Annotated in this window: 20 protein-coding genes; 12 read left to right on the top strand and 8 right to left on the bottom strand. The window is 72.7% G+C overall.

Going from position 1 to position 22,740, the window contains the following annotated elements; all coding sequences use genetic code 11:
* Positions 1–270 precede the first annotated feature (270 nt).
* The 3 genes from AC067J_RS08855 (at position 271) to AC067J_RS08845 (ending at position 2,008) form a co-directional block, all read left to right on the top strand.
* Positions 271–492, top strand: a complete 222-nt coding sequence (locus tag AC067J_RS08855; protein ID WP_478297194.1) for a hypothetical protein — start codon at positions 271–273, stop codon at positions 490–492.
* Positions 493–797: 305 nt separating this feature from the next.
* On the top strand, positions 798–1,613 hold the full coding sequence (locus AC067J_RS08850; RefSeq protein WP_478297193.1) for a hypothetical protein: 816 nt from the start codon (positions 798–800) through the stop codon (positions 1,611–1,613).
* Positions 1,610–2,008 carry a hypothetical protein gene (locus AC067J_RS08845; RefSeq protein ID WP_478297192.1) on the top strand — a complete coding sequence of 133 codons (399 nt, stop codon included), beginning with the start codon at positions 1,610–1,612 and terminating at the stop codon, positions 2,006–2,008. The genes AC067J_RS08850 and AC067J_RS08845 overlap by 4 nt, the downstream gene beginning before the upstream one ends.
* 407 nt (positions 2,009–2,415) lie before the next feature.
* Here AC067J_RS08845 and AC067J_RS08840 read toward each other — a convergent pair whose 3' ends face one another.
* From AC067J_RS08840 to AC067J_RS08830, 3 genes are all read right to left on the bottom strand, one after another.
* The gene (locus AC067J_RS08840) at positions 2,416–3,633 is read right to left on the bottom strand and encodes an MFS transporter (protein ID WP_478297191.1); all 1,218 of its coding nucleotides are present in this window, start codon (positions 3,631–3,633) and stop codon (positions 2,416–2,418) included.
* A gap of 360 nt (positions 3,634–3,993) precedes the next feature.
* Positions 3,994–5,076 carry an LPXTG cell wall anchor domain-containing protein gene (locus AC067J_RS08835; protein ID WP_478297190.1) on the bottom strand — a complete coding sequence of 361 codons (1,083 nt, stop codon included), beginning with the start codon at positions 5,074–5,076 and terminating at the stop codon, positions 3,994–3,996.
* A gap of 247 nt (positions 5,077–5,323) precedes the next feature.
* Complete coding sequence (locus AC067J_RS08830) at positions 5,324–6,343, bottom strand: LAETG motif-containing sortase-dependent surface protein (RefSeq protein ID WP_478297189.1); 1,020 nt, start codon at positions 6,341–6,343, stop codon at positions 5,324–5,326.
* Between the two features lie 164 nt (positions 6,344–6,507).
* Between AC067J_RS08830 and AC067J_RS08825 the strand changes: the two genes are divergently transcribed.
* The 4 genes from AC067J_RS08825 (at position 6,508) to AC067J_RS08810 (ending at position 10,455) form a co-directional block, all read left to right on the top strand.
* Entirely contained in the window at positions 6,508–7,425 is a 918-nt protein-coding gene (locus AC067J_RS08825) for a LysR family transcriptional regulator (RefSeq protein WP_478297188.1), read from the top strand.
* 59 nt (positions 7,426–7,484) lie between these two features.
* On the top strand, positions 7,485–8,639 hold the full coding sequence (alc, locus tag AC067J_RS08820; protein ID WP_478297187.1) for an allantoicase: 1,155 nt from the start codon (positions 7,485–7,487) through the stop codon (positions 8,637–8,639).
* A 120-nt stretch (positions 8,640–8,759) separates the two neighbouring features.
* Complete coding sequence (locus AC067J_RS08815) at positions 8,760–8,990, top strand: hypothetical protein (RefSeq protein WP_478297186.1); 231 nt, start codon at positions 8,760–8,762, stop codon at positions 8,988–8,990.
* 106 nt (positions 8,991–9,096) lie between these two features.
* Complete coding sequence (locus tag AC067J_RS08810) at positions 9,097–10,455, top strand: amidase (RefSeq protein WP_478297185.1); 1,359 nt, start codon at positions 9,097–9,099, stop codon at positions 10,453–10,455.
* Between the two features lie 81 nt (positions 10,456–10,536).
* Here AC067J_RS08810 and AC067J_RS08805 read toward each other — a convergent pair whose 3' ends face one another.
* Positions 10,537–11,178, bottom strand: a complete 642-nt coding sequence (locus AC067J_RS08805; protein WP_478297184.1) for a TetR family transcriptional regulator C-terminal domain-containing protein — start codon at positions 11,176–11,178, stop codon at positions 10,537–10,539.
* Between the two features lie 142 nt (positions 11,179–11,320).
* On the opposite strand from AC067J_RS08805, the gene AC067J_RS08800 reads away from it, so the two are divergent.
* From AC067J_RS08800 to AC067J_RS08790, 3 genes are all read left to right on the top strand, one after another.
* The gene (locus tag AC067J_RS08800; protein WP_478297183.1) at positions 11,321–12,283 is read left to right on the top strand and encodes an alpha/beta fold hydrolase; all 963 of its coding nucleotides are present in this window, start codon (positions 11,321–11,323) and stop codon (positions 12,281–12,283) included.
* Complete coding sequence (locus tag AC067J_RS08795; protein ID WP_478297182.1) at positions 12,280–12,909, top strand: TIGR03086 family metal-binding protein; 630 nt, start codon at positions 12,280–12,282, stop codon at positions 12,907–12,909. The genes AC067J_RS08800 and AC067J_RS08795 overlap by 4 nt, the downstream gene beginning before the upstream one ends.
* 403 nt (positions 12,910–13,312) lie before the next feature.
* Positions 13,313–14,134 carry an integrase gene (locus AC067J_RS08790; RefSeq protein ID WP_478297181.1) on the top strand — a complete coding sequence of 274 codons (822 nt, stop codon included), beginning with the start codon at positions 13,313–13,315 and terminating at the stop codon, positions 14,132–14,134.
* A gap of 111 nt (positions 14,135–14,245) precedes the next feature.
* Here AC067J_RS08790 and AC067J_RS08785 read toward each other — a convergent pair whose 3' ends face one another.
* Positions 14,246–15,196, bottom strand: coding sequence for a pirin family protein (locus AC067J_RS08785; RefSeq protein ID WP_478297180.1), 951 nt, complete (start codon positions 15,194–15,196; stop codon positions 14,246–14,248).
* A gap of 126 nt (positions 15,197–15,322) precedes the next feature.
* A complete protein-coding gene (locus AC067J_RS08780) occupies positions 15,323–15,823 on the bottom strand; it encodes an SseB family protein (RefSeq protein ID WP_380354552.1) in 501 nt (166 codons plus the stop codon).
* A 227-nt stretch (positions 15,824–16,050) separates the two neighbouring features.
* On the opposite strand from AC067J_RS08780, the gene AC067J_RS08775 reads away from it, so the two are divergent.
* Both AC067J_RS08775 and AC067J_RS08770 read left to right on the top strand, forming a co-directional pair.
* Positions 16,051–17,880 carry an acyl-CoA dehydrogenase gene (locus AC067J_RS08775; RefSeq protein WP_478297179.1) on the top strand — a complete coding sequence of 610 codons (1,830 nt, stop codon included), beginning with the start codon at positions 16,051–16,053 and terminating at the stop codon, positions 17,878–17,880.
* A gap of 534 nt (positions 17,881–18,414) precedes the next feature.
* Positions 18,415–19,728, top strand: a complete 1,314-nt coding sequence (locus AC067J_RS08770; protein WP_478297178.1) for a M18 family aminopeptidase — start codon at positions 18,415–18,417, stop codon at positions 19,726–19,728.
* A 91-nt stretch (positions 19,729–19,819) separates the two neighbouring features.
* Here the strand turns inward: AC067J_RS08770 and AC067J_RS08765 are convergent, their stop codons facing one another.
* Both AC067J_RS08765 and AC067J_RS08760 read right to left on the bottom strand, forming a co-directional pair.
* Complete coding sequence (locus tag AC067J_RS08765) at positions 19,820–21,658, bottom strand: NHL domain-containing thioredoxin family protein (protein WP_478297177.1); 1,839 nt, start codon at positions 21,656–21,658, stop codon at positions 19,820–19,822.
* A 46-nt stretch (positions 21,659–21,704) separates the two neighbouring features.
* The gene (locus AC067J_RS08760; RefSeq protein ID WP_478297176.1) at positions 21,705–22,736 is read right to left on the bottom strand and encodes a Fic family protein; all 1,032 of its coding nucleotides are present in this window, start codon (positions 22,734–22,736) and stop codon (positions 21,705–21,707) included.
* Positions 22,737–22,740 lie beyond the last annotated feature (4 nt).

The raw sequence follows: 22,740 nt of genomic DNA, 5'->3' as shown, positions 1-22,740 counted from the left end.
CACTCCGAGACCGTTCCCGTCCCACGACACTGAGAAGTTCTGGTCCGTCACGGCTCCGGAAGTTACCCATGTGGAAGGTCCCCAGAGCAAGCCCGTTCCGCTGGAACGAGGCTCCCATGGAATATCGGGTTCTTCAGGGGCGAACTCCAGGACCTGAGACTGCAACAGCTGTGTTCTCGCGTGGAACTCGCTCGGTTGAGCGCTGGATGGATCTGGATCTCGCAAGTCTGGGGCAACCACTGACAGCCACAGCCTGCGGAGCTTGTCGAGTTGTTCCTGAAGGTAGGTGTCTGTTTCGGAGCCGATGAGTACCGTCACGAGGCTCTCAACGCTGCTCCATCGAGGTTGGCCGACGCCCGTCAGGATGCGGCGAACACCTTCTGGAGTGAGTGTCGCTGGCAGATCATCTCGGTCGCGGATCTCGTCGCTCAGTACCCGCAACGAGGGCATCCCGGCGGCGCGATAGAGATCATGGATCGCTACTACGAGTGACCTTGCTGCCCCAACGGGGAGAACTTCCTCCCCGGGAACCAGTATGCCCATGCCCAGCCCCTGCTCGCCGTCCAGACCTTCAGGCTGACAAGTTACGTCAACTTTCGACAAGTGTCCTCTGAGGTGACGTGAAGAGGCGCAGGTGACCGTCAACTTCGGCTATTGAGCGCGCAACTTGCGTCTTCCTCTTGAGGCGGGGGCCGACTCTAGAGACGAACCGCGACGCCACAGATCGGAGAACGACAAGCATGGTGAGGTACAAGAAGCGAGGGAAGAGCCCAGTGGGAAGCGACAGTCGCAGATCCGTGAAGCTGGTCGAATCGGGCTGGCGGAGCGCTGCCAATGCCTTCAGGAATTTCACGGTGGAGGAACTCCACGACTTCGTGGCCGCTCGCCGTATCGACCCCGCTCCGTTGCGCGCACCTGGGTATCCGTTCGCCGACATCGAGGTGCTGGGTGTTGCCGCAGTCTCCGCCAAACGGTGGGGTGGACTCGAAGACCCGACCTGGCAGAGCATGGAGTCCCTCGGCGCTGGGCGCCCTGATGGGGGGCCGGGGCCTTACGTCGCCCGCCGCTATCTGTGGGCGCGCATTGTCTCGTGGGGCGGAGAGATGGCCGCCTCGATCTTGGTCAACTTCGCCTACGAAAGCGGCTTCCTCAGGGTCACCGTCCGCCCTCGTCTCATGGCCCCGCTCAACAGTGCACTCACGGCATGGGCGAACCCGATCTCCCCATTGTCGTGGCAGTGGCAGCGCTCCGCCTGGATCCAAGCCCTGTTCGACCTGCTGAACGCTGCGAACCGTCTCATCTCCGCTCGTGTCGCGCCGTCGAAGCCTGCGCTGGACCAGGGTGGCCCGGTGAGCCTCCGCGAGGTCTACTCGACGCGGTACATCGACGAGATGCACATGTACGAGGACGCTAGCCACTACGTTCAGATGATGCAGCGTAGGGTCTTCGACACGGTCGAGGCGTTCCTCGGAAATCACCGGATCGACACCCGCTCCTACCAAGCACAGGCCATGGCCATCTACAACTTCGGTGTCATGGCCGGCGGCGACATCACCGGCAATATCCAGAACGCACCCGGTGCCTCCGACACCTCTCAGAGTCAGGAGGCATGATGCCCTTCCGTCGTGAACCCCGCTCGAACCCGCCCGCCGCTCATGGCGGCATCAGCGCCAGCGGCAACATCACGGGCAATATCCAGAACGCACCAGGCGCCCAGAGCACCACCCAGAGCCAGCACGTGGCCGGCGCCGCCGACAAGGCACTCGAAGAAACGCAGCGGCACCTGCAGCAACTGCGCGAAGCCGTCGAACAGCACGCTGTTCAGCTGGCACAGCCGCAAGCCTGCCTCGAAGAGATCTCGGCCGTCGAGCAACGCCTTCACCGGGCTGGTGAGGACCCCGTCGGACTGCGCGTCCTTATGAACTCGATGTACCAGCACTGCGGTGGTGTACCCGGCCTGGTCGCCATCGCGGCGTTGGCACAGCAGGCGGTCGCCGCGCTGGCCTGAGCCCAGGCAGGAGGTTGGCAGTCGCACCACAGGTGACACGCTCACGGGCTCCGGCTCTCACGGCGCAAGGCGCGGAGAGCCGGTGCGAAACGAGGGCACATCTGGGGCACATGAGGGTGGAAAATGCCGCTGACCAGCGTCAACTACTGAAGGTAGTTTTCGCTGGTCAGCGGCATTTTGGTGACAAAATCCCAGGTCAGGGGCTTGCGGGGGTCAAAAGATCCTCAAGTGGCAGGACGGCGCTCTCCTGCGCGCTGCTTCCTGATGAGTCGAGGAGGTTGTCGGCCGTCCGCCGCGGACCTTCGCCCGACGGGCCCTGGAGACGGGGACGCCGAGCACTTCGTCGGCCAGGTCGTGCCCCGCCGGGCAAACTGCCGGCGCGGATGGCTGCACCTGGCACGGTGCGGCTAGGAAGCCTTGGGCCAGGGGAACCTCCCCGCCCGGTGGGCCCAGGCCACCAGCACCGTCAGGGCAGCTGCCGATCCGCCCAGCACCATGACCGTCGAGGGCGAGGAACGGTCGAGGACGACCCCGCCGGCCAGCGCCCCGATGGAGATGGTGGCCTGGAAGGAGGCGGTGAAGAGAACAGAGGACGCCTCGGGAGAGTCGGGCGAAGCCTTGGCGAACCAGGTCTGCGAGCAGACCGGGACGGCTCCGTAGGCGACGCCCCAGACGACCAGCAGTGCTACCGCTCCCACGTCCGACCCGCCGAGGACCGGGAGGAGCAGGGTTGCGCCGGCGATCAACGCGGCGGCCGCGGCGAAGGTGGCTCGCGGCCAGCGCCCCACGGTTGATCCACCGAGGAAGTTGCCGGCGATGCCCGCCGCTCCGTAGATGAGCAGGTAGACCGTGATGAGCCCCGGACCCACCTTGGTCACCTGCTCCAGGAAGGGGGTGACGTACGTGTACGTGCCGAAGTGGGCGAGCACGACGAGGAAGGTCATCACCAGGGCGAAGCGGGTGTTGACGCTCCGGAACATGCCGCCGAGGACGTCGAGGCGCGTCGTCTGGTCGGAGGGGAGCGGCGGGACGACCAGGAGCAGCAAGGCGAGGACGGCCAGCGTGAAGCCGCCCATGACGAGGAACGCCGTCCGCCAGCCCGCGACGTCACCGATGAAAGTGCCCAGCGGTACCCCGAGTACGGAGCCGAGCGGTACCGCGGAGAAGATCACCGAGGTCGCGCGGCCCACGGACTCGGCAGGCACCAGCTGGCCGGCGAGTCCGGCTCCGATGGACCAGAAGCCGCCGATGGTGACCCCCACCAAGACGCGGGAGACCAGGACCAGCCAGTAGCTCGACGCAATGGCGGCCAGGAAATTGGCCAGCGCCAGCAGGAGGATGAACACACCCAGCATCACCCGCCGGTCGATACGCCCCGTGGCCACCGTGACCAGGGGGGCCGAGACCGCGGCCAGGAATCCGGGCGTGGTCATCATGAGACCAGCCATTCCGTCCGAGACGGTGAAACTCGATCCGATCGAGGTGAGCAGGCCGATCGGCAGAATCTCGGTGGTGACGATGGAGAAGATCCCCAGCATCACTGAGATGACAGCCGGCCAGGAAGCCGAGGGCGAGCGGTCCGACGGTGCGGGAGATCGGACAGAAGGAGTGGTTGCCGTGGACATGAATCCCGTCCTGAGTTGGGCATCACGTGCAGAGTGCGACCACTAGTCCAGCAGGAACGGGCACCATCCTCCGGCGGATTTCCGACGCCGACAGTCAGCCCCCGGCCGGCGCGGAATGGCCGCAGTCCGCCGGTGGAGTCCACGCCGTCCCGTGTTGCTGCACGTCAGAGCGGGACCGGCCGGCCCGTCGAATCTCGACGGCCGCATCGGGCTCCCGCACCGAATGCCGTGCCACAACGTGCCGGCGGAGGCGGCGAACAGCGGTCACCGGAGGGACGACCGGGGCGGGGCACCGAACGGCGTCGTCCCGCCCGCGCGGGTGCGCGGGCGGGACGAGGCGTGCCGGGCCTTGCCGCGGTGTCAGCCGCGGGCGTTCCTGCGGCGGCGGGCGACGAGGACGGCGCCGCCGCCGAGGGCGACGGCGGTGACACCGGTGACGGCCAGCGGCACGGTGCCGGAGCTGCCGGTCTCGGCGAGGCGGCCGCCGGCGGTGGCCGTGGTGCCGGTGCCCGTCCCGCGGTTGCCGGCCGGGACGACGCCGCCGGTCGAGGTCGCGGACGGCGAAGCCGAGGCGCTCGGCGAGGTGCTCGCGGTGGGCGTGGTGCTCGCCGACGGGGTGGCGGTGGCCGACGGCGTGGTGCTCGCCGACGGGGTCGCCGTGGCGGTCGGCTCGTCACGGAAGGTGACCCGGCCAGTCGAGGACGCCGTCAGCCGGTTGCAGGTGTACTTCACGTTGGTCGGGCCGACCCCGTACGGCAGCACCTCGGAGGCGCCGTTGACGGTGAGGGTGTAGCCCTCGGCCTTCTCCGCCGGGTCGGCGGTGATCCGGAGCACCACGGTGTACATCTCGTGCGAGGGGATCCGGTGGTGGCCGAGGGAGACCGCGCCGGTGGCGGGGTCCGCCGTGACCGGGGCCCAGGCCTGGTCGCCCTGGAACTTCACCCCGACCTCGGACGGGACGGCCCCCGTGGCGCTCCTGACCACGGCGGTGATCCGGAAGTCCGTGATCGTCGTCGAGGTGCTGTTGTAGACGGAGACGGCCATGTCCCGCCACGATCCGTCGGTGCCGAGGGTGACGCCGTGGACCGGCATCTTCTCCTCGCGCTCGTACATGCAGCCCTCGGGCAGGGTCGGGGTGGCCGTCGGGGTGCCGGTCGCCGTCGGCGTGGAGGTGGCGGTCGGCGTGGTGGTGGCCGTCGGCGTCGTCGTCGCGGTCGGGCCGCCGGTCGGCTCCGCGGACGGCGTGGTGGTGGCCGTGGGCGTGGCGGTGGCGGACGGGGTGTCCGTCGCCTCGGTGGTCGGCGTGCCGCCGGCCGTCGCCGTCGCCGTCGCCGAGGGGCCGGGTGTGGCGTCGTCGGCGAAGGCGCCGGTGGCCCCGGAGACCATCGCGCCCGCGGTGAGCACGAACAGGGCGGCGGTGGCCGCCAGACGGGAGGTGCGCACGATCACGGCTCCGGCTGTGAGAAGTGACGGGAAGGACGTTCCGAGGAGAAGACCCGCGAAGGGGGTGAACGGTTGTACGCATCCGTCGCGCGGTCCGTCGACCGTCCGTCAGGTGCGGCTACGGCAAACGGTGGTGGTGTGGCCGACGGTGGTGGTGCGGCACGGCCGGTACGGGTGGCGCGGGTCCGGAACGGCGCCGTCCCGCCCGCGCGGGTGCGCGGGCGGGACGGATCGTGCCGGGCGGGTGTCAGCTGTGCGCGCCGGCCTTGCGGCGGCGGAGCACGAACAGCGTCCCGGCGCCGGCGGCCAGCACCGCGGCCCCGCCGACGGCGATCGGCAGGGTGTTGGAGCTGGAGCCGGTCTCGGCCAGGTGCGGCCCTGCGGGGGCGGAGGCCTTGGCAGTGGCCGGGGTGGCCGACGCGGCGGTGGTGGCCGAGCCGGGTGCGGCCAGCTTGAACGTGCCCTCGTAGTAGCTGATGTACTGGGTGCAGCCGTTCTTGTCGGGCCTGGCCGGGTGGGGGAGCCCGGGGTTCTCCATGGCGGTGTCGCCACCGCCGAAGTTGCCGCCGAACTCGCCGAGCGGGGCCTTGTCGGTGGCCGCGATGCGGAACTGGAGGGTGACCTTCTCGCCCTTGGCCAGCTTGTACTTGCCGGTGTCCAGGCTGCGGTCGTTGATGGTGACCGGCTTCCAGTCCTGGCCGGGGGCGCGGAACTGGACGGTGAAGAAGTCCTTGCTCCACTCGACCGGGCTGGAGGCGCCCTCCGGGATGTGGTCGGTCAGGTAGAGGTAGGTGTGGAAGTTCGGCAGCTCGACGCCGCTGGTGTTCTCCCAGGTCACGGTGGTCTCGTTGACCGCGCCCGGGGTGGTGCTGCCGCCCCACAGCCCGCTGCCGGTGACCTTGATGTCGGCCTGGTACACGCCGCCCTGGCAGATGCCCGAGAAGGTGGGCGCGGGGAAGCTGGGGCGGACGGGGGGCCGGGTGGCCGTGGCCGAGGCCGACGGGGTGCCGGTGGCGCTCGGCGAGGCGGTGGCCGACGGGGTGCCGGTGGCGCTCGGCGAGGCGGAAGTGCTCGGCGACGCGGTGGTGCTCGGCGTGCCGGTCGCGGACGGGGTGCCCGTCGCGGAGGGGGAGGCCGTCGTGGTGGCGCTCGGGGTGACCGTCGGGGACGGCGAGACGGCGGCGGCGCCGGCGGTGGCCGCACCGACCGTCGCGCCGAGGGAGAGCGCGAGCAGCGTGGACGCAGCCAGAAGGCGGGATGAGCGCACGGTCTTTTGCTCCATGGTTTGGCGAATTCTGTCCGAATATGGGCGACTTGATGCCTGGTTTCGATCACCGGCGGGGTCGCAGGAGCGGCACCCTATCGGTGGGTGGGCGAAGGGTTCCGGTCGGGGTGGCCGGATGGGGCCGCCGTAGGTCCTACCCTGGCGCGATGGGTGCGGTGGGTGAGTGGGAGCTCCGGCGGCTGCGGGTGCTGCGGGCGGTCGACGAGTACGGGACGGTGACGGCGGCGGCCGAGCGCCTCCGCCTGTCGCCGTCGGCGGTGTCGCAGCAGGTGTCGGCGCTGGCACGGCAGTTGGGCGCGCCGATGCTGGAGCCGTACGGCAGGAGGGTCCGGCTCACCCCGGCCGCCCGGCTGGTGCTGCGTCACGCCGAGCTGGTCTTCGGCCAGCTGGAGCGGGCCGAGGCGGAGCTGGCGGGCTACCTGCACGGCGAGGCCGGCGAGGTCCGGGTGGGCGCGTTCGCGACCGCGATCGGCGGGCTGCTCGTCCCGGCGGTGGCCCGACTGCGCGCTGCCGCACCCGGGCTGACGGTGCGGGTGGTGGAGGCGGAGGCGGCGGAGGCGATCCGGCTGCTGGCGGCGGGGGACGTCGACCTGGCGCTGTCGCTGGCCGTCGGGCAGGACGGCCGCGACCCCCGGTTCGTCGGGACGGTGCTGCTGGACGACCCGCTGGACGTGGCGCTGCCGCCCGGGCACCCGCTGTCCGACGCGCCGGGGCTGCGGCTGGCGGACCTGGCGGAGGAGCCGTGGATCTACGGGGCCGCGGGGCCGTGGTGGGAGATCACCCGGGCGGCCTGCGCGGAGGCCGGGTTCACACCGGAGCGGGCGCACACCGCCGCCGACTGGACGGCGATCCTGGCCATGGTGGCGGCCGGGCTCGGGGTGGCCCTGGTGCCCCGGCTGGCCACGGCCGGGCGCGGCGGCGGGGCGGTGGTCCGGGCGCTGCCGGCGGACCTGCCGGCCCGCCGGGTGGTCGCCGCCGTCCGGGCCGGGACGGAGCGGACGCCGCCGCTGCGGCGGGTGCTGGCGGAGCTGTCCGCGGTGGCCGGGACCGTTCAGTCCGGGTGAACGGTTTGCTCAGTTCTTTGTGATGGACCTGATCGGTCGAGCGGGGCGATGGTGGATCCATGACCGCCGACCCGCACCGCCCCGCCCCCGCCCCCTCCCCCTCTGACGATGCCCCCTCCGACGACGCCCTCGCCGACGACGCCCCCTCCGACGACGCCGGCTACGACGCCCCGCCGTACGGGGGCGGCAACCCGTACGCCGACTACCGCGCCGCCGGGTTCGCCTTCACCGCGCTGACCGACCTCGCCGACCGCCGGCTCGGCGGCGCGGTGATCGCCGCCAACGACGAGCTGTTCGCCGACCGGGAGAACCTGCTGCTGCCCGGGCGGGCCGAGTTCCGCCCGCACACCTTCGGCAACAAGGGCCAGGTCATGGACGGTTGGGAGACCAGGCGGCGGCGCGGAGCCGGTGCCGCGCACCCGCACCCGGCCGCGGAGGACCGCGACTGGGCGCTGATCCGCCTGGGAGTGCCGGGAGTCGTGCACGGCGTCGTGGTCGACACCGCACACTTCCGCGCCAACCAGCCGCGGCAGATCAGCGTCGAGGGCGCCGAACTGCCCGGCATCCCGGGCCCGGAGGAGCTGCTGGACGCGGCCACCGTCTGGCACCCGCTGGTCCCCCGCTCGCCGGTGCGCGGCCACGCGGCCAACGGCTTCGCCGTCGCCGACCGCCGCCGCTTCACCCACCTGCGGCTCAGCCAGTACCCGGACGGCGGCGTCGCGCGGTTCCGGGTGCACGGCGAGGCCCGCCCCGACCCGGCCTGGCTGGCCGCGCTCGGCACCTTCGACCTGGCCGCGATCGAGAACGGCGGCGCCGTCGAGGACGCCTCGGACCGCTTCTTCTCCGCCCCGGCCAACCTGGCCCTGCCCGGCAAGTCCCGCGAGATGGGCGACGGGTGGGAGAACCGGCGGCGCCGGGACGGCGGCCGTGACTGGGTCCGGCTGCGACTGGCCGGCCGGGGCGCCGTCCGGGCGGTGGAGATCGACACCGGCTACTACGTCGGCAACGCGGCCGGCTGGGCGGCGCTGTACGGGCGGGACGACCGCGCCGCCGACCCGGAGGAGTGGTTCGAACTGGTGCCGCGCACCCGGCTGCAGCCCGACGCCGTCCACCGCCTGGTGCTCGATGCGCCGCGCCCGGCCACCCACGTCCGGCTCGACGTCTTCCCGGACGGCGGGATAGCCCGGCTGCGGCTGTACGGCGGCCTGGTCTGACCCGGCCGCCACCCGGTTGATCCCCGGCCGCCACCCGGCGGCCGGCCGGCCGTCTCCCGTGCGCGCCGCCCGCCCGTTCCCCCGGTTGCCGGTGCCGCGGACCGGCCGGACGATGGGGGCATGATGCACCAGATGCGTGCCGAGTACGGCGACGGCGGCGAGTCCGCCGGGGTGCGGCTCTGGCACATGGTCCGCGGGGCGGAGGACGTGGCGATGTGCGGCCGGGAACTCGACGCGGGAGCGGTGTCCCGGGAGGCGGTGGACTGGGGGAAGACCCCCGAACTCTGCTGCCACACCTGTGGCGCGTACTACCTGCGCGAGGCCCCCTACCTGGGGGCCGAACACCCGTAGCGACCACTTCGTGAACGGCGGCGAACGCCCAGGTCGACGGGTGGGCGACGGGTCCGCCCGGGCACGGGTGGGCCGTCCGGTGCGGGCCGGGGCTACCGTGGTCGGCATGGAGGAGTCCCTGGTCCGGCCCCGGGCGCTGACCCGCGAGGCCGCCGCACTGCGGGCCGGAGTGCCCGCCCTGGCCGTCCACGTCGACCGGCTCTGCGCCCGGATCGACCAGGTCGACCCGCTGATCCACGCCTTCGTCGCCGAGCCCGGGCGCACCGACCGGTTGCAGGCCGAGGCCCGCGCGCTCGCCGCCCGGTACCCCGACCGGGCGGACGCGCCGCCGCTGTACGGGGTGGCCGTCGGGGTCAAGGACATCGTGCACGTGGACGGCCTGCCCACGCACGCCGGTTCGGCGCTGCCGCCCGGTGTGCTGGCCGGACCGCAGGCCACCGTGGTGGACCGGCTCCGGGCGGCGGGCGCGCTGGTGGCGGGCAAGACGGTCACCGCCGAGTTCGCGGCCAGTGCGCCCGGGCCGACCCGCAATCCGCACCACCCGGGGCACACCCCGGGCGGGTCCAGCAGCGGCTCCGCGGCGGCGGTCGCGGCGGGGCTGGTGCCGCTGGCGATCGGCACCCAGACGGTCGGCTCGGTGATCCGGCCGGCCGCGTACTGCGGGGTGGTGGGGTTCCGGCCGACGTACGGGCGGATCCCGGTCGACGGGGTGATCCCGAACGCGCCGAGCTTCGACACCCTGGGCCTGTTCACCGCCGACCTGGCGGGTGTCGCGCTGGCCGCGCCACTGCTCTGCGACGACTGGGCCGACCGGGGCGGGAAGGGCGGGCCGGGCGACCGGGGCGGTCCTCTCGGTCCCGACGGGCGGGGCGGCGGCGGTCCCGTCCTCGGCGTCCCGGTCGGGAGCTACCTGGAACGGGCCCGCCCGGAGGCGCTGAAGGCCTTCGGGGAGCAGCTGGACCGGCTGTCCGCCCGGGGGCTGACGATCCGGCACATCGACGTGCTGCCCGACTTCGACGAGCTCGTCCGGCAGCTGCAGGTCATCAACCGGTTCGAGCTGGCCGCGAGCCACGCCGACTGGTTCACCAGGTTCGGCGGCCTCTACCGCCCGGAGACCGTGGCGAGCATCCGGCACGGCCGGACCGTCGATCCGGGCGACCGCGAGGCCGCGCTGCGGGCCCGGGAGCACTTCCGCGACCGGCTCGCCGAGCAGCGGCGGCGGGCCGGGGTGGACCTGCTGCTCGCGCCGTCGGCGACCGGCCCGGCCCCGGCGGGCCTGGACAGCACCGGCGACGCGGTGATGTCGCTGCCGTGGAGCTACGCCGGACTCCCCGCGCTCAGCCTGCCCGCGGGGGTGACGGCGGAGGGGCTGCCGCTGGGCCTCCAGGTGGTCGGCGAGGCGTGGGCGGACGAGCGGCTGCTCGCCCAGGCGGCCGTGCTGGAGCGGGTGCTGGACTGCGCCTGACGGGTCGGGGCGGGCGGGTCGGAACAGGCAGGGCAGGGTGGTCCGGGCCAGGGTGGGCCGGGTGCCGCTCGGTCCGGGGCGTCAGGCGAGGGCGGGCGAGTCCGGGTCGGTGGCGTCCGCCCGCAGCCGGTGCAGGACGGCGCGCGCGGCCCGGTCGTACGGGGCGCTGTCGTCGAAGAGCAGCGCCTGCGCGTTGGCGCTCTCCAGCAGGGCGATCAGGGTGAACGCGATGTCCTCCAGGTCGGCCCCGGCCCGGAGTTCGCCGGTGGCGCGGGCCTCCGCGAGCAGGTCGAGGACGGTCGCGCGCCACTCGCGCCAGCTGGCGGCGATGGCGTCCCGCAGCGGTCCCGGGCGGGCGTCGAACTCGGCGGTGACCTCGTAGAAGAAGCAGCCGCCGGGGAAGACCCGGGCCCGTGAGTAGGCCAGCCAGGAGTCGCAGAGCCGCCGGAGCTTGCCGAGGCCGGGGGCGTCCTGCCGGACCGGTTCGAGCACCGCGTCCGAGAAGATCCGGCGGGCGGCCCGGATCGTGGCCAGCTGGAGCTCCTCCTTGGAGCCGAAACCGGCGAACACTCCGCTCTTGCTGAGTCCGAGGTCGGTGGCGAGCCGGCCGATCGACAGCGCGTCCAGCCCCTCGACGGAGGAGATCTCGACGGCGCGCCGCAGTACCGTGCGCCTGGTCTCCTCGCCGCGCAGGACCCGTCCGTCCGTGGTCGATCCGGCCACCGTTCACCTCAGCTCTCGTCCGGTTCCCGTGCCGCCAGGGTAGCGGGGGCGGGCGGTCCGGGGATCAAAAAAAGCACGAACGGTCGTGCTAATATCTCGACGAGTTCGGCTCTTGCCCCTCGGCATCGACAGGGAGATCCGTATGGACCCGGCCGTCGCACTGATCCGCACCACCTTGAACGCCGCCTCGCTCGCCGCCCCGCGGCTCGCCGGGCGGGCCGCGTTCGAGCTGTACCGCCACCCCGTCCGGCGCGGCCGGGTCCGCACCCGCGAGCGCGAGGTGCACGACCGCGCCGTCACCGAGTCGCTCACCTTCCGCGGCGAGCGCGTCGTGGTCTACCGCTGGGGCGACGGCGCCCGGCCGGTCCTGCTGCTGCACGGCTGGCAGTCCCGGGCCTCCCGGTTCGCCGGCTTCGTCCCCCGGCTGGCCGCGCTCGGCCTCACCCCGGTCGCCTTCGACGCCCCCGGGCACGGAGACTCGGGCGGACGCGCCACCACCGTGCTCGACTACCGCGAGATCGCCCTCCGGCTCCAGGAGCGCCACGGCGCCTTCGAGGCGGTGGTCGCGCACTCGCTCGGCGTCAACGCGGCCTTCCTGGCGCTGCGCGGCGGCCTCCGGGCCGGCCGGCTGGTCGCCGTCGCCGGGGTCGCCGAGGTCTCCGGCCTGCCTGCCGCGTTCTGCGCCCGGCTGGGGCTGAACTCCACCGTGGAGAGGGAGTTGGGCCGCCGGGTGGAGAGCGGTGCGATGTTCCCCGGGGTGACGGACGTGGCGGCCCACTTCGACGCGACCCGCAGCCCCGAGGAGATCGCCCTGCCGATCCTGGTGGCGCACGACGAGGGCGACGACGTGGTCCCGTTCGGGCACGCCCGCCGGCTCGCCGCCGCCTACGGGGACCGGCTGGATCTGCTGGCCACCCGGGGGCTCGGCCACCGCCGGATCCTCACCGAGCCGGCCGTGGTCGACAACGCGATCGGCTTCCTGGCGGCCGGGCGCGAGGCGGCGGCGGATGCCCAGGCCACCGGGTCCGGTCGCGCCTCCGCGCCGGGTGACGCTCCCGCCGCCGGTCACGCCGCGGTGTCCGCCCGGGAGGTGGGCGCGGCATGAGCTTGGTCGAACTGCACACCCGTTCCCTGGAGTTGGCGGCCGGGGTGGTCGACACGGTGCAGCCGGAGCAACTGGTGCTCCCGACGCCCTGCGCCGACTGGCCGCTCCGGCGGCTGATGGAGCACGTGATCGGCCAGCACCGGGGCTTCGCCGCCGCGGCGCGCGGCGCCGGGCCGGACCGGGCGCTCTGGCGGGACGTCCCCGTCGACGGCGACCCGGCCGGAGCCTTCCGCCGCTCGGCCGCGGAGCTGACGGCGGCGTTCACCGCCGCGGCGGACACCCCGGGGCGGCCCCGGCTCTGGCTGCCGGAGATCCGCGACGGCGGCCCGTTCCCGCTGGACCTCGCGGTCGGTTTCCACCTGCTGGACACGCTGGTGCACGCCTGGGACGTGGCGGCGGCCCTGGGCCCGTCCTCCGCGTCCGGGATCACGGCCGCGGTCGAGGCCGAGCCGGCGCTCGCGGGGGCGCTGCTGGCGGTGGCCGAGGCCGTCCCGGCCACGCCGGCCGACCGGGGGCCTGGCCGTGCCTTCGCCGCCGGCCGGTCGCCGGCGGCCGCCGCCGGGCCGTTCGGCCGGACGCTCGCCCTGCTCGGCCGTGACCCGCACTGGGCGGTGCCCGCCCGGTAGCGGCGCGGCGGGCGCCGGCCGGCCCGGCCTCCGCCGCGGGCCCGCAGGCCGGCGTGTGGCCTGCCGGCCGTCGTGGGGCCTACCGGCCGTCGCGCTGCTCGTCGGGGAACCGCGGCCCGCCGATCAGGAAGAGCAGTGCCGCGGTCGGGAAGCCGAGCGAGGCGGCCACCAGCACGATGAACTCCCAGAACATCCGTCGCTCCTCGTCCTCGTCCTTGCGGTCGTCAGCGCCGGGGGCGGGATCCCCCCGAAGGAGGTCGCAAACCCGATCGGCCCTGAATGGCCGAATTGTCCACTCGCTATCCGACGGTATGGCCGAATTTCCTCCGCTGCCACCGGGCGGCACGCCGTGGCACGCGCACGGGTCTGGGCGCACGCCCCGCTCTGCGGCCACACTGTCGGGATGCAGGTACAGCTCGCAGGGGAAGCACGGCGGCCGGACCGCGAGAGCGAGGACTTCGCGGCCGCCACATCGGAGGCGCTCGTCCTGCTCGACGGTTCGAGCTCGCCGACCGGCCTGGAGTCCGGGTGCCGCCACGGCACCCCCTGGTACGTCCGCAGGCTGGGGGTGCATCTGCTGGCCCGGCTCACCGACCGCGCCGACCGCTCGATCGCCGAGTGCCTGGCCGACGCCATCGCGGAGACGGCCGCGCTGCACGGCGGCCGGTGCGACCTCGCCCACCCCAACACGCCCGCCGCGATGGTGGTCGCGGCCCGGCGGCACGGGGGCGCGCTGGAGTACCTGGTGCTCGGCGACTCGCTGCTGGTGCTGGAGCCGAAGGACGGTCCGCCGCGGGTGATCGGCGACAACCAGCGCTTCCCGGGCGGCGAGGAGCTGCGCCGACAGGTCTGGTCGACGGTGCCCGGCTCGGCGGAGCGCGCCGCGCTCTACCTGGAGTACGTGCTGGCCGTCCGGGCCGCCCGGAACTCGGGCAACGGCCCGTGGATCGCGGCCGCCAGCCCGAAGGCGGCCGCGCACGCCGAGACCGGATTCGTCCCGCTGACCGCGCTGCGCGCGGTGGCGGCCCTGAGCGACGGCGCCTCGCGCTTCACCGAGCGCTTCGGCCTGGGGAGCTGGGGCGACGCGCTGCGGCTGCTGGCCGAGTCGGGGCCGGCCGAGCTGATCGCCCAGGTGCGGGCGGTGGAGCGGGCGGACGCCGCCTGCGAGCGCTGGCCGCGGGGCAAGGCGCACGACGACGCCTCGGCCCTCTACGCCCTGCTGTAGCAGCGGGCGCGGGGGGCCGGGGCGTCGTCGTTGCGGGGTGTCCGGGCCGGACGCGGCCGGGCGGGTCGGTGCCGCCCGGCCGCGTCCGGCCCGGTCCCCCGGCCGGTCGGCTCAGTCGATCGGGTGGCCGAACGAGCCGGACTGGAAGTCCCGCATGGCCTGCTCCAGTTCGCGGTGGCTGTTCATCACGAACGGCCCGTACCAGGCGACCGGCTCGCGGATCGGCTGCCCGCCCAGGAGGATCACGTCCAGGTTGGGGTGCCGCGAGTCCTGGACGGGGTCGGCGGAGATGGTGAGGGTGTCACCGTCGCCGAACACCGCCGCCTGCCCGGTGCGGATCGGCCGCCCCTCGGCGCCGACCTTGCCGTCGCCGTTGAGGACGTAGGCGAGCGCGTTGAAGTCCGGCCGCCACGGGATGGTGATCTGCGCGCCCGGGGTGATGGTGGCGTGCAGCAGGGTGATCGGGGTGTGGGTGGCGCCCGGGCCCTGGTGGCCGTCCAGCTCGCCGGCGATCAGCCGGAGGATCGCGCCGCCGTCCGGGGTGGAGAGCAGCTTGACGTGGCCGCCGTGGATGTCCTGGTACCGGGGGGCGGTCATCTTGTCGGACGCCGGGAGGTTGACCCAGAGCTGGATGCCGTGGAACAGGCCGCCGGACAGCACCAGGGACTCGGGCGGGGTCTCGATGTGCAGGATGCCGGAGCCGGCCGTCATCCACTGGGTGTCGCCGCCGCCGAGGTGGCCGCCGCCGCCGTGCGAGTCCTTGTGGATGAACTCGCCGTCGATCAGGTAGGTGACCGTCTCGAAGCCGCGGTGCGGGTGCCACGGGGTGCCCTTCGGCTCCCCGGCGGCGTACTCCACCTCTCCCATCTGGTCCATCATGATGAACGGGTCGAGGTACTTGGTGTTGATCTTCGCGAAGGCGCGGCGGACCGGGAAGCCCTCGCCCTCGAAGCCCTCGGGGGCGGTGACCACCGTGAGCACCGGCCGGGCGCCGGCGACGGCGGGGTCGGGGGTGGCGACGCGCGGGAGGATCAACGGGTTGTCGACGGTCACGGCGGGCATGTCGGCCTCCTTCGGGGTTCTCCTCTGGCCTACGTCCACGAGATTAGTTCAATCCTCAACAAGAAGCAAGTTGAATTTTGAACCACTTGGTCGCGGCGGAGCCGCGGGGCTCCCCTTCATCCTGGGCTAGCCGTACATGCGGCGCATGGTGAAGTCGACCATCTGCTCGACCGCCTTGGCGTCGAACACCATCCGGTGCTCGCCCTCCATGTCCAGCGCGAAGCCGTACCCCGTCGGCAGCAGGTCCAGGACCTCGGCGCCGGTGACGGTGAAGTGCTTGGAGTCCTTGCCGGCGTACCGGCGCAGCTCCTTCAGTGAGCTGAACATCGGGATCACCGGCGTCGGCGTGTTGTGCAGCGCCAGGAAGCCGGGGCGCTCACCGCGCGGACAGTGCACCTTGGAGGTGATGAAGATGGCCTGGAAGTCCTCCACCGCCATCGAGCCCGTGGTGAAGGCCCGGACGGCGTCCGCCAGCGAGGGCGGGGACGGTTCCGGGTACAGGGACTGCTGTGCGCCCGGCGGCTGCTCGCCGTACGGGCCGGGGCCGGGCATGCCGTTCATGCCCGGCTGCGGCCCCGCCTGCTGGTAGGGATCGCCCGGGTATGCGTTCTGGTCATAGCCGTACACACGGACAGGCTATCGGGAGCGCGGCCACCCGTGCTGGCGCCGATCCTGACAAGGAGTGGTCGCCCCGGCTTGTGGGACGTGACCACGTTCATAGCGGATTCCGCCGAGGTTTCACCGGCGAGGGCTTGAAACAAGTTACCGCTGGGTAGCATCATGAAGCGTACTGGTGGGTACGGGGCGCCCGAACGCGGCGGTCTCCCGGAAGCGACGAACCGGAGAAAACGGCCATGGGTCACTACAAGTCCAACCTGCGGGACGTGGAGTTCAACCTCTTCGAGGTGTTCGGTCGCGAGCAGGTGTACGGCACCGGACCGTTCGCGGACATGGACGTCGAGACCGCGAAGAACATCCTGAGCGAGATCGCACGCCTCGCCGAGAACGACCTCGCCGCGTCCTTCACCGACACCGACCGCAACCCCCCCGTCTTCGACCCGGAGACCAGCACCGCGCCGATCCCGGCCGCGTTCAAGAAGAGCTACCAGACCTTCATGGACGCCGAGTGGTGGCGCCTGGGCATCCCGGAGTCGATCGGCGGCCAGGTCACCCCGAACTCGCTGATCTGGGCGTTCGCCGAGCAGATCCTCGGCTCGAACCCGGCCATCTGGATGTACTCCTCCGGCCCGGCCTTCGCCGGCGTCATCGCCGAGGAGGGCACCCCGGAGCAGCTGGAGGTCGCCAAGCGGATGACCGACCGCCTCTGGGGCTCCACCATGGTCCTCACCGAGCCCGACGCGGGCTCCGACGTGGGCGCCGGCCGCACCAAGGCGATCAAGCAGGAGGACGGCTCCTGGCACATCGAGGGCGTGAAGCGCTTCATCACCTCGGGCGAGCACGACATGTCCGAGAACATCATCCACATGGTGCTGGCCCGCCCCGAGGGCGGTAAGCCGGGCACCAAGGGCCTGGGCCTCTTCATCGTCCCCAAGTTCGACTTCGACTGGGAGACCGGCGAGCTCGGCGAGCGCAACGGCGTCTACGCCACCAACGTCGAGCACAAGATGGGCCTCAAGGCCTCCAACACCTGCGAGATGACCTTCGGCGCCAAGCACCCGGCCAAGGGCTGGCTGCTCGGCGAGACCGTCGACGGCATCCGCCAGATGTTCAAGATCATCGAGTTCGCGCGCATGATGGTCGGCACGAAGGCCATCGCCACCCTCTCCACCGGCTACCTGAACGCCCTGGAGTACGCCAAGGAGCGCGTGCAGGGCGCGGACATCTCGCAGTTCCTGGACAAGACCGCCCCGCGCGTCACCATCACCCACCACCCCGACGTGCGCCGCTCGCTGCTGACCCAGAAGGCGTACGCCGAGGGCATGCGCGCCCTGGTCCTGTTCACCGCGTCGACCCAGGACGACATGGCCGCCGCCCGCCTGCGCGGCGAGCACGACGAGGCCGCCGAGCGCCTCAACGACCTGCTCCTCCCGATCGTCAAGGGCTACGGCTCGGAGAAGTCCTACGAGCAGCTCGCCCAGTCCCTGCAGACCTTCGGCGGCTCCGGCTACCTGCAGGAGTACCCGATCGAGCAGTACATCCGGGACGCCAAGATCGACACCCTCTACGAGGGCACCACGGCCATCCAGGGCCAGGACTTCTTCTTCCGCAAGATCGTCAAGGACGGCGGCCAGGCGCTCACCGCCCTGTCCGAGCAGATCCAGAAGTTCCTCGCCTCCGCCGCGGGCGGCGACGCCCTGGCCGCCGAGCGCGAGCTGCTCGCCAAGGCCGCCGGCGACCTGGAGGCCATCATCGGCAAGCTCCTCGCCGACCTCTCCTCGGTCGAGCAGGACGTCAAGAACATGTACAAGGTGGGCCTCAACACCACCCGCCTGCTGATGGTCTCCGGCGACGTCGTGGTCGGCTGGCTGCTGCTCCGCCAGGCCGCGGTGGCCCTGGCCAAGCTGGAGGCCGGCGCCTCGGAGAAGGACGTCCCCTTCTACCAGGGCAAGGTCGCGGCGGCCCGCTTCTTCGCCAAGAACATCCTGCCGACCGTCGCCCCGCAGCGCCTGATCGCCGAGGGCATCGACAACGAGATCATGGAGCTCGCGGAGGAGGCGTTCTGACGCCGCCCCCACTGACCGCCTGACCCAACCCTCACGCCGAAGGGCCCGGTGCACCCCGGGCCCTTCGGCGTACCCGGGCGGGGGCGGGGGCGAGTCGGGCCGTGGCCGGTTGTGGCCGGGCGTGGCCGGGCGGACCCGTCGGGGGCACCCGGCCGTCCGGCGCCCGATCGCCCGATCGCCCGATCGCCCGATCGCCTGACCGCCTGGCGCTCGGCTGCTCGATCGTCTGAGCATCCGACCCCCGCTTCCCCGATCGCCCGACCATCCGACCACTTGATCGCCCGATCGCCCGGACGGGACTCCGGAGAGGGCACGGACGGTGGCCTGACGCGGCGCCACCAGGGCAGGTACCCCGCTGCCGTGGGCGGCAGCACGCGCCCGGGCGGACTCCCGTCCTGCCGTCAGTTCACGGTTGCGTCTGCGTTCTGCATCCGTTGGGCTGCTCCGAGTGTCATGTCCGTGTACGGGCATATGCTCAAGGTGCGAAGCCGATCCCCCATTTCGGCTTCGGCCCTCCCTCGACCCAGGAGCAGCATGTCGACCGCCGCCCGCCAGGCCTTCTTCGACCGGACGCACACCGATGATCTGATCGCCTTTCTCGGAACCTCGCCGTCGCCCTACCACGCGGTCGCGAGCGCCGCCGAGCGACTGGAGAAAGCGGGCTTCCGGCAGGTCCTGGAAACGGACGCCTGGGACGCGACGACCGGCGGCCGCTACGTCGTCCGCGGCGGCGCGCTGATCGCCTGGTACGTGCCGCACGGCGCGGGCCCGGAGACACCGTTCCGCGTGGTGGGCACCCATACCGACTCACCGAACCTGAGGGTCAAGCCGATCCCCGACACGGGCACGGCCGGCTGGCGCCAGGTCGCGGTGGAGATCTACGGCGGGGTGCCGCTCAACACCTGGCTCGACCGGGACCTCGGCCTCTCCGGCCGGCTCACCCTGCGCGACGGCAGCAAGCGGCTGGTCCAGCTGGACGAGCCGCTGCTGCGCGTGCCGCAGCTGGCGATCCACCTGGACCGGCAGGTCAACGAGGGCATGAAGCTGGACAAGCAGCGCCACCTCACCCCGATCTGGGGCCTCGGCCCGGTCGACGAGGGTTCGCTGATCGAGTACGTCGCCCAGCGGGCCGGGGTCGAGGCGGCCGAGGTGGCCGGCTGGGACCTCATGACCCACGACGTGCAGCCCGCCTCCTACCTCGGGCGCGACCGCGAGCTGCTGGCGGGCCCGCGACTGGACAACCTGCTCTCGGTCCACGCCGCCACCGCCGCACTGGCCGCCGTCGCCACCGCGGCCGAGACGGGCGGCGTCCGGCTGCCCTACATCCCGGTGCTGGCCGCCTTCGACCACGAGGAGACCGGCAGCGAGTCGGACACCGGCGCGCAGAGCCCGCTGCTCGGCAACGTGCTGGAGCGCACCGTGTACGCGCGCGGCGGCGGCGTGGAGGAGCGCGCCCGGGCGCTGGCCGGCACCATCTGCCTCTCCTCCGACATGGGGCACGCCGTCCACCCGAACTACAGCGAGCGGCACGAGCCGGGCCACCACCCGATGCCGAACGCCGGTCCGATCCTGAAGGTCAACGTCAACAACCGGTACGCGACGGACGGCGTCGGCCGGGCGGTCTTCACGGCGGCCTGCGAGAAGGCCGGCGTGCCGTGGCAGACCTTCGTCTCCAACAACGCCATGCCCTGCGGTACGACGATCGGCCCCATCACGGCGGCCCGGCTCGGGATCCAGACCGTGGACTGCGGCATCGCGGCGCTCTCGATGCACTCGGCGCGCGAGCTCTGCGGGGCGGACGACCCGTACCTGCTGGCCGGCGCGATCAAGGCCTTCCTGGAGGGCTGAGCACGGCCGTGTGAGCGACCGGTACGACGGAGGGGCCCGGCGGAATCCGCCGGGCCCCTCCGTCGTACCGGGGCGGTGCCTACTCCGCCGCCTACTCCGCCGCCTGCTCCGCTGCCTGCTCCAGGCCCGCCAGCACCAGCGGCAGCCGGCGCTCGCCGCCGGCGGCGAGCTTCACCGGCACGCCCCAGTCCTGCTGGTGGACGTGGCAGGCCGGGTACTCGATCTCCGGGTCGTCGTCGCAGGACGCGGCCATCGCCGACACGTGCAGCACGCCCTCGGCCACCCGGTCGGAGAGGACCAGCTCACGGGAGAGCGCGGTGTCCGCCCCCGCGCCGGAGAGCAGCAGCTCGGGCGGGGTGGCGCTGACCAGCAGCCGGGTGGACGGGCCGTACCGCTCGTCCAGCTTCTGGCCGCTGGGCGCCGAGAAGACCACGTCCAGCCGGAACGCGCCCGGCGCGACCTCGGTGGCGGCCCGCTGGGTGCGGTGGGCCACCGCGTCCACCCGGACGGCCTCCTCGGGCAGCCGCAGCCTGGTCAGCCGGTGCCGGGCCGACTCGACCACCACGATGTCGCCGTCGACCAGCACGGCGCCGGACGGCTCGCGCAGGTCGGTGGCGAGCGTGGTGACCTCGCCGCTCGCCGGGTCGAAGCGGCGCAGCGCGTGGTTGTAGGTGTCGCTGACGGCCACCGAGCCGTCCGGCAGCACGGTGACGCCCAGCGGGTGCTGGAGCAGCGCCTGCCCGGCCTCGCCGTCCCGGTGCCCGAAGTCGAACAGGCCGGTGCCGACGGCCGACCGCACGGCCTTGGTTTCACGTGAAACCCAGCGCAGTGCCGAGGTCTCCGAGTCGGCGACCCAGAGCCGCTCGCCGTCCGCCGAGACGGCCAGGCCGGACGGCTGGGCGAACCAGGCCTCGGCGGCCGGCCCGTCGACCAGGCCCTCGTTGGTGGTGCCCGCCGCGACGCCGACCGTGCCGGCGTCCGGGTCGTACGCCCAGAGCTGGTGCACGCCGGCCATCGCGATCCACACCTTGCCGTCGAACCAGGCGACGTCCCACGGCGAGGAGAGGTCCACCCCGCGGGCCGGGCCCTCGGTCGCGGACCCCTGCCACCACTGCTTCCCGGTACCGGCCAGCGTGGTCACCGCGCCGTCGGCGAGCCGGACGCCGCGCAGCGCGTGGTTGACGGTGTCCGCCACCACCACGTCGTACGCGGAGCCGGCCGGGAGCAGCGCGAGCCCCTGCGGCTCGCTGAACCGGGGAGCGGTCCCGTCCACCAGGCCGCGCACGCCGTCGCCGATCCGGCGCACCACGGTCTCGCCGTCCGCCTCCAGCTCGACCAGCGAGTGGTGGCCGGAGTCCGCCACCAGGAAGTTGCCGTTCGGCAGCCGGATCGCCTTGCCGGGGAACCTGAGGTCCCCGGCCGCCGGCTCGGGTGCCACGTACGGGCCGTCGCCGCGCCGCAGCGTGCCCTTGGCCGCGTGCTCCGCCTCCAGCTCCTCGACCAGCCGGGCGATGGCGTGCGCGTGCCCCTCGCCGGCGTGCTGGGCGACCACGTAGCCCTCGGGGTCGATCACCACCAGCGTCGGCCAGGCCCGCACCGCGTACTGCTTCCAGGTGGCGAGCGCCGGGTCGTCCAGCACCGGGTGGTGCACCTCGTAGCGGGCGACGGCGTCGACCACGGCCTGGTGGTCGGCCTCGTGCACGAACTTGGGGGAGTGCACGCCGACGATCACCACGGTGTCGCGGTGCTTCTCCTCCAGCTCACGCAGTTCGTCGAGGACGTGCAGACAGTTGATGCAGCAGAACGTCCAGAAGTCCAGGATGGTGATCTTGCCCCGGAAGTCGGCGAGGGTGAGGTCCTTGCCGCCGGTGTTCAGCCAACCGCCTGCCCCGACCAGCTCGGGGGCGCGTACACGTGCACGAGATGCCATGAGCCAATGAAACAGCACCACCCCGCCCCGCATTCCGGACGGGGCTTCACGGCGTGGAACGCGGCCTGCGCCGGTGCTTGGCCGCCTTGTAGGCGTCGACCGACTTCCGCGACGAGCGCCAGACCCCGTCCGCTCCCTGCACGGCGTTCAGACGGCCGCGCTGCGCCGCCTGCCGGAGGGCCGCCAGGGAGAGCTCGGCATCGACGAGCGCGGCGAGCGGGAGCATGCGGGCGGGACCGGCCACGTTGGGGACGATGAACCGGTTGAGGTTGTCCTCCATCGCCCGAGCGATGAGCTCGCCGAGGGATCCGCAGTCGCCCGCGTCGGCCCTGCGCAGTGCGGTCAGGTACGCGTCCCGCTGGCGCTTGAAGATGATGATCGGCGGGAATCCGAGCCGTACGAGGACGAGGTTCATGACGAGTCGGCCGGTGCGGCCGTTTCCGTCGAGGAACGGGTGGATGTACTCGAACCGGTTGTGGATCCGGGCCAGTTCCTCCGGAAGAGGGCGTCCGAGGTCCTCGTTCGTCTCGATCCGTCGGCCGAGGGCGCAGACGTCGGCGACCCACTGCTCGGCCTGGGCCGGGACCAGCGGCCAGGGCGGCGGTGTCATCCCTTCGGCGAAGGGGGCGATGTCGTGCTCCCGGAAGTTGCCGGGGGCCTCGCGGTCCCCGGCGTCCGGATGAGGGGAGACGTTCCAGACGGGGGTCATGGCCACGTGGTGGACGTGGCGGATCTCGCCGAGGGTGACGAGGCGGCCGTCGTGCCACGAGTCCGGTTCCAGCGCCTGGCCGTAGACCCAGCGCGCGGCATCGGCGTAGCCCTGGACCTCGTTGTACTCGCTGAGCGGCTTCGCCCCGACGGCCCGGCCTTGGTCCAGGAGCGCCTGGACCTCGCGGAGCACCAGCGTGTTGCCCTCCAGGGCGGTGGAGTGGTGCGCCTCCTCGTGCCAGATGTCGTCCCAGACCTCCCGGGCCTCCCTGGGGCTGGGGAGGCCGCCGAAGCGCTCGTTCAGCTCGGCCAGCGCGCCGCTGAGCCGGTTGTAGACGGTGCTGCGGCTGGGCCTGCCTCGTCCGGCCACCGTT

This window comes from Kitasatospora sp. NPDC042419 (assembly GCF_056437345.1).
This window is presented reverse-complemented; position numbering and strand designations above follow the sequence as displayed.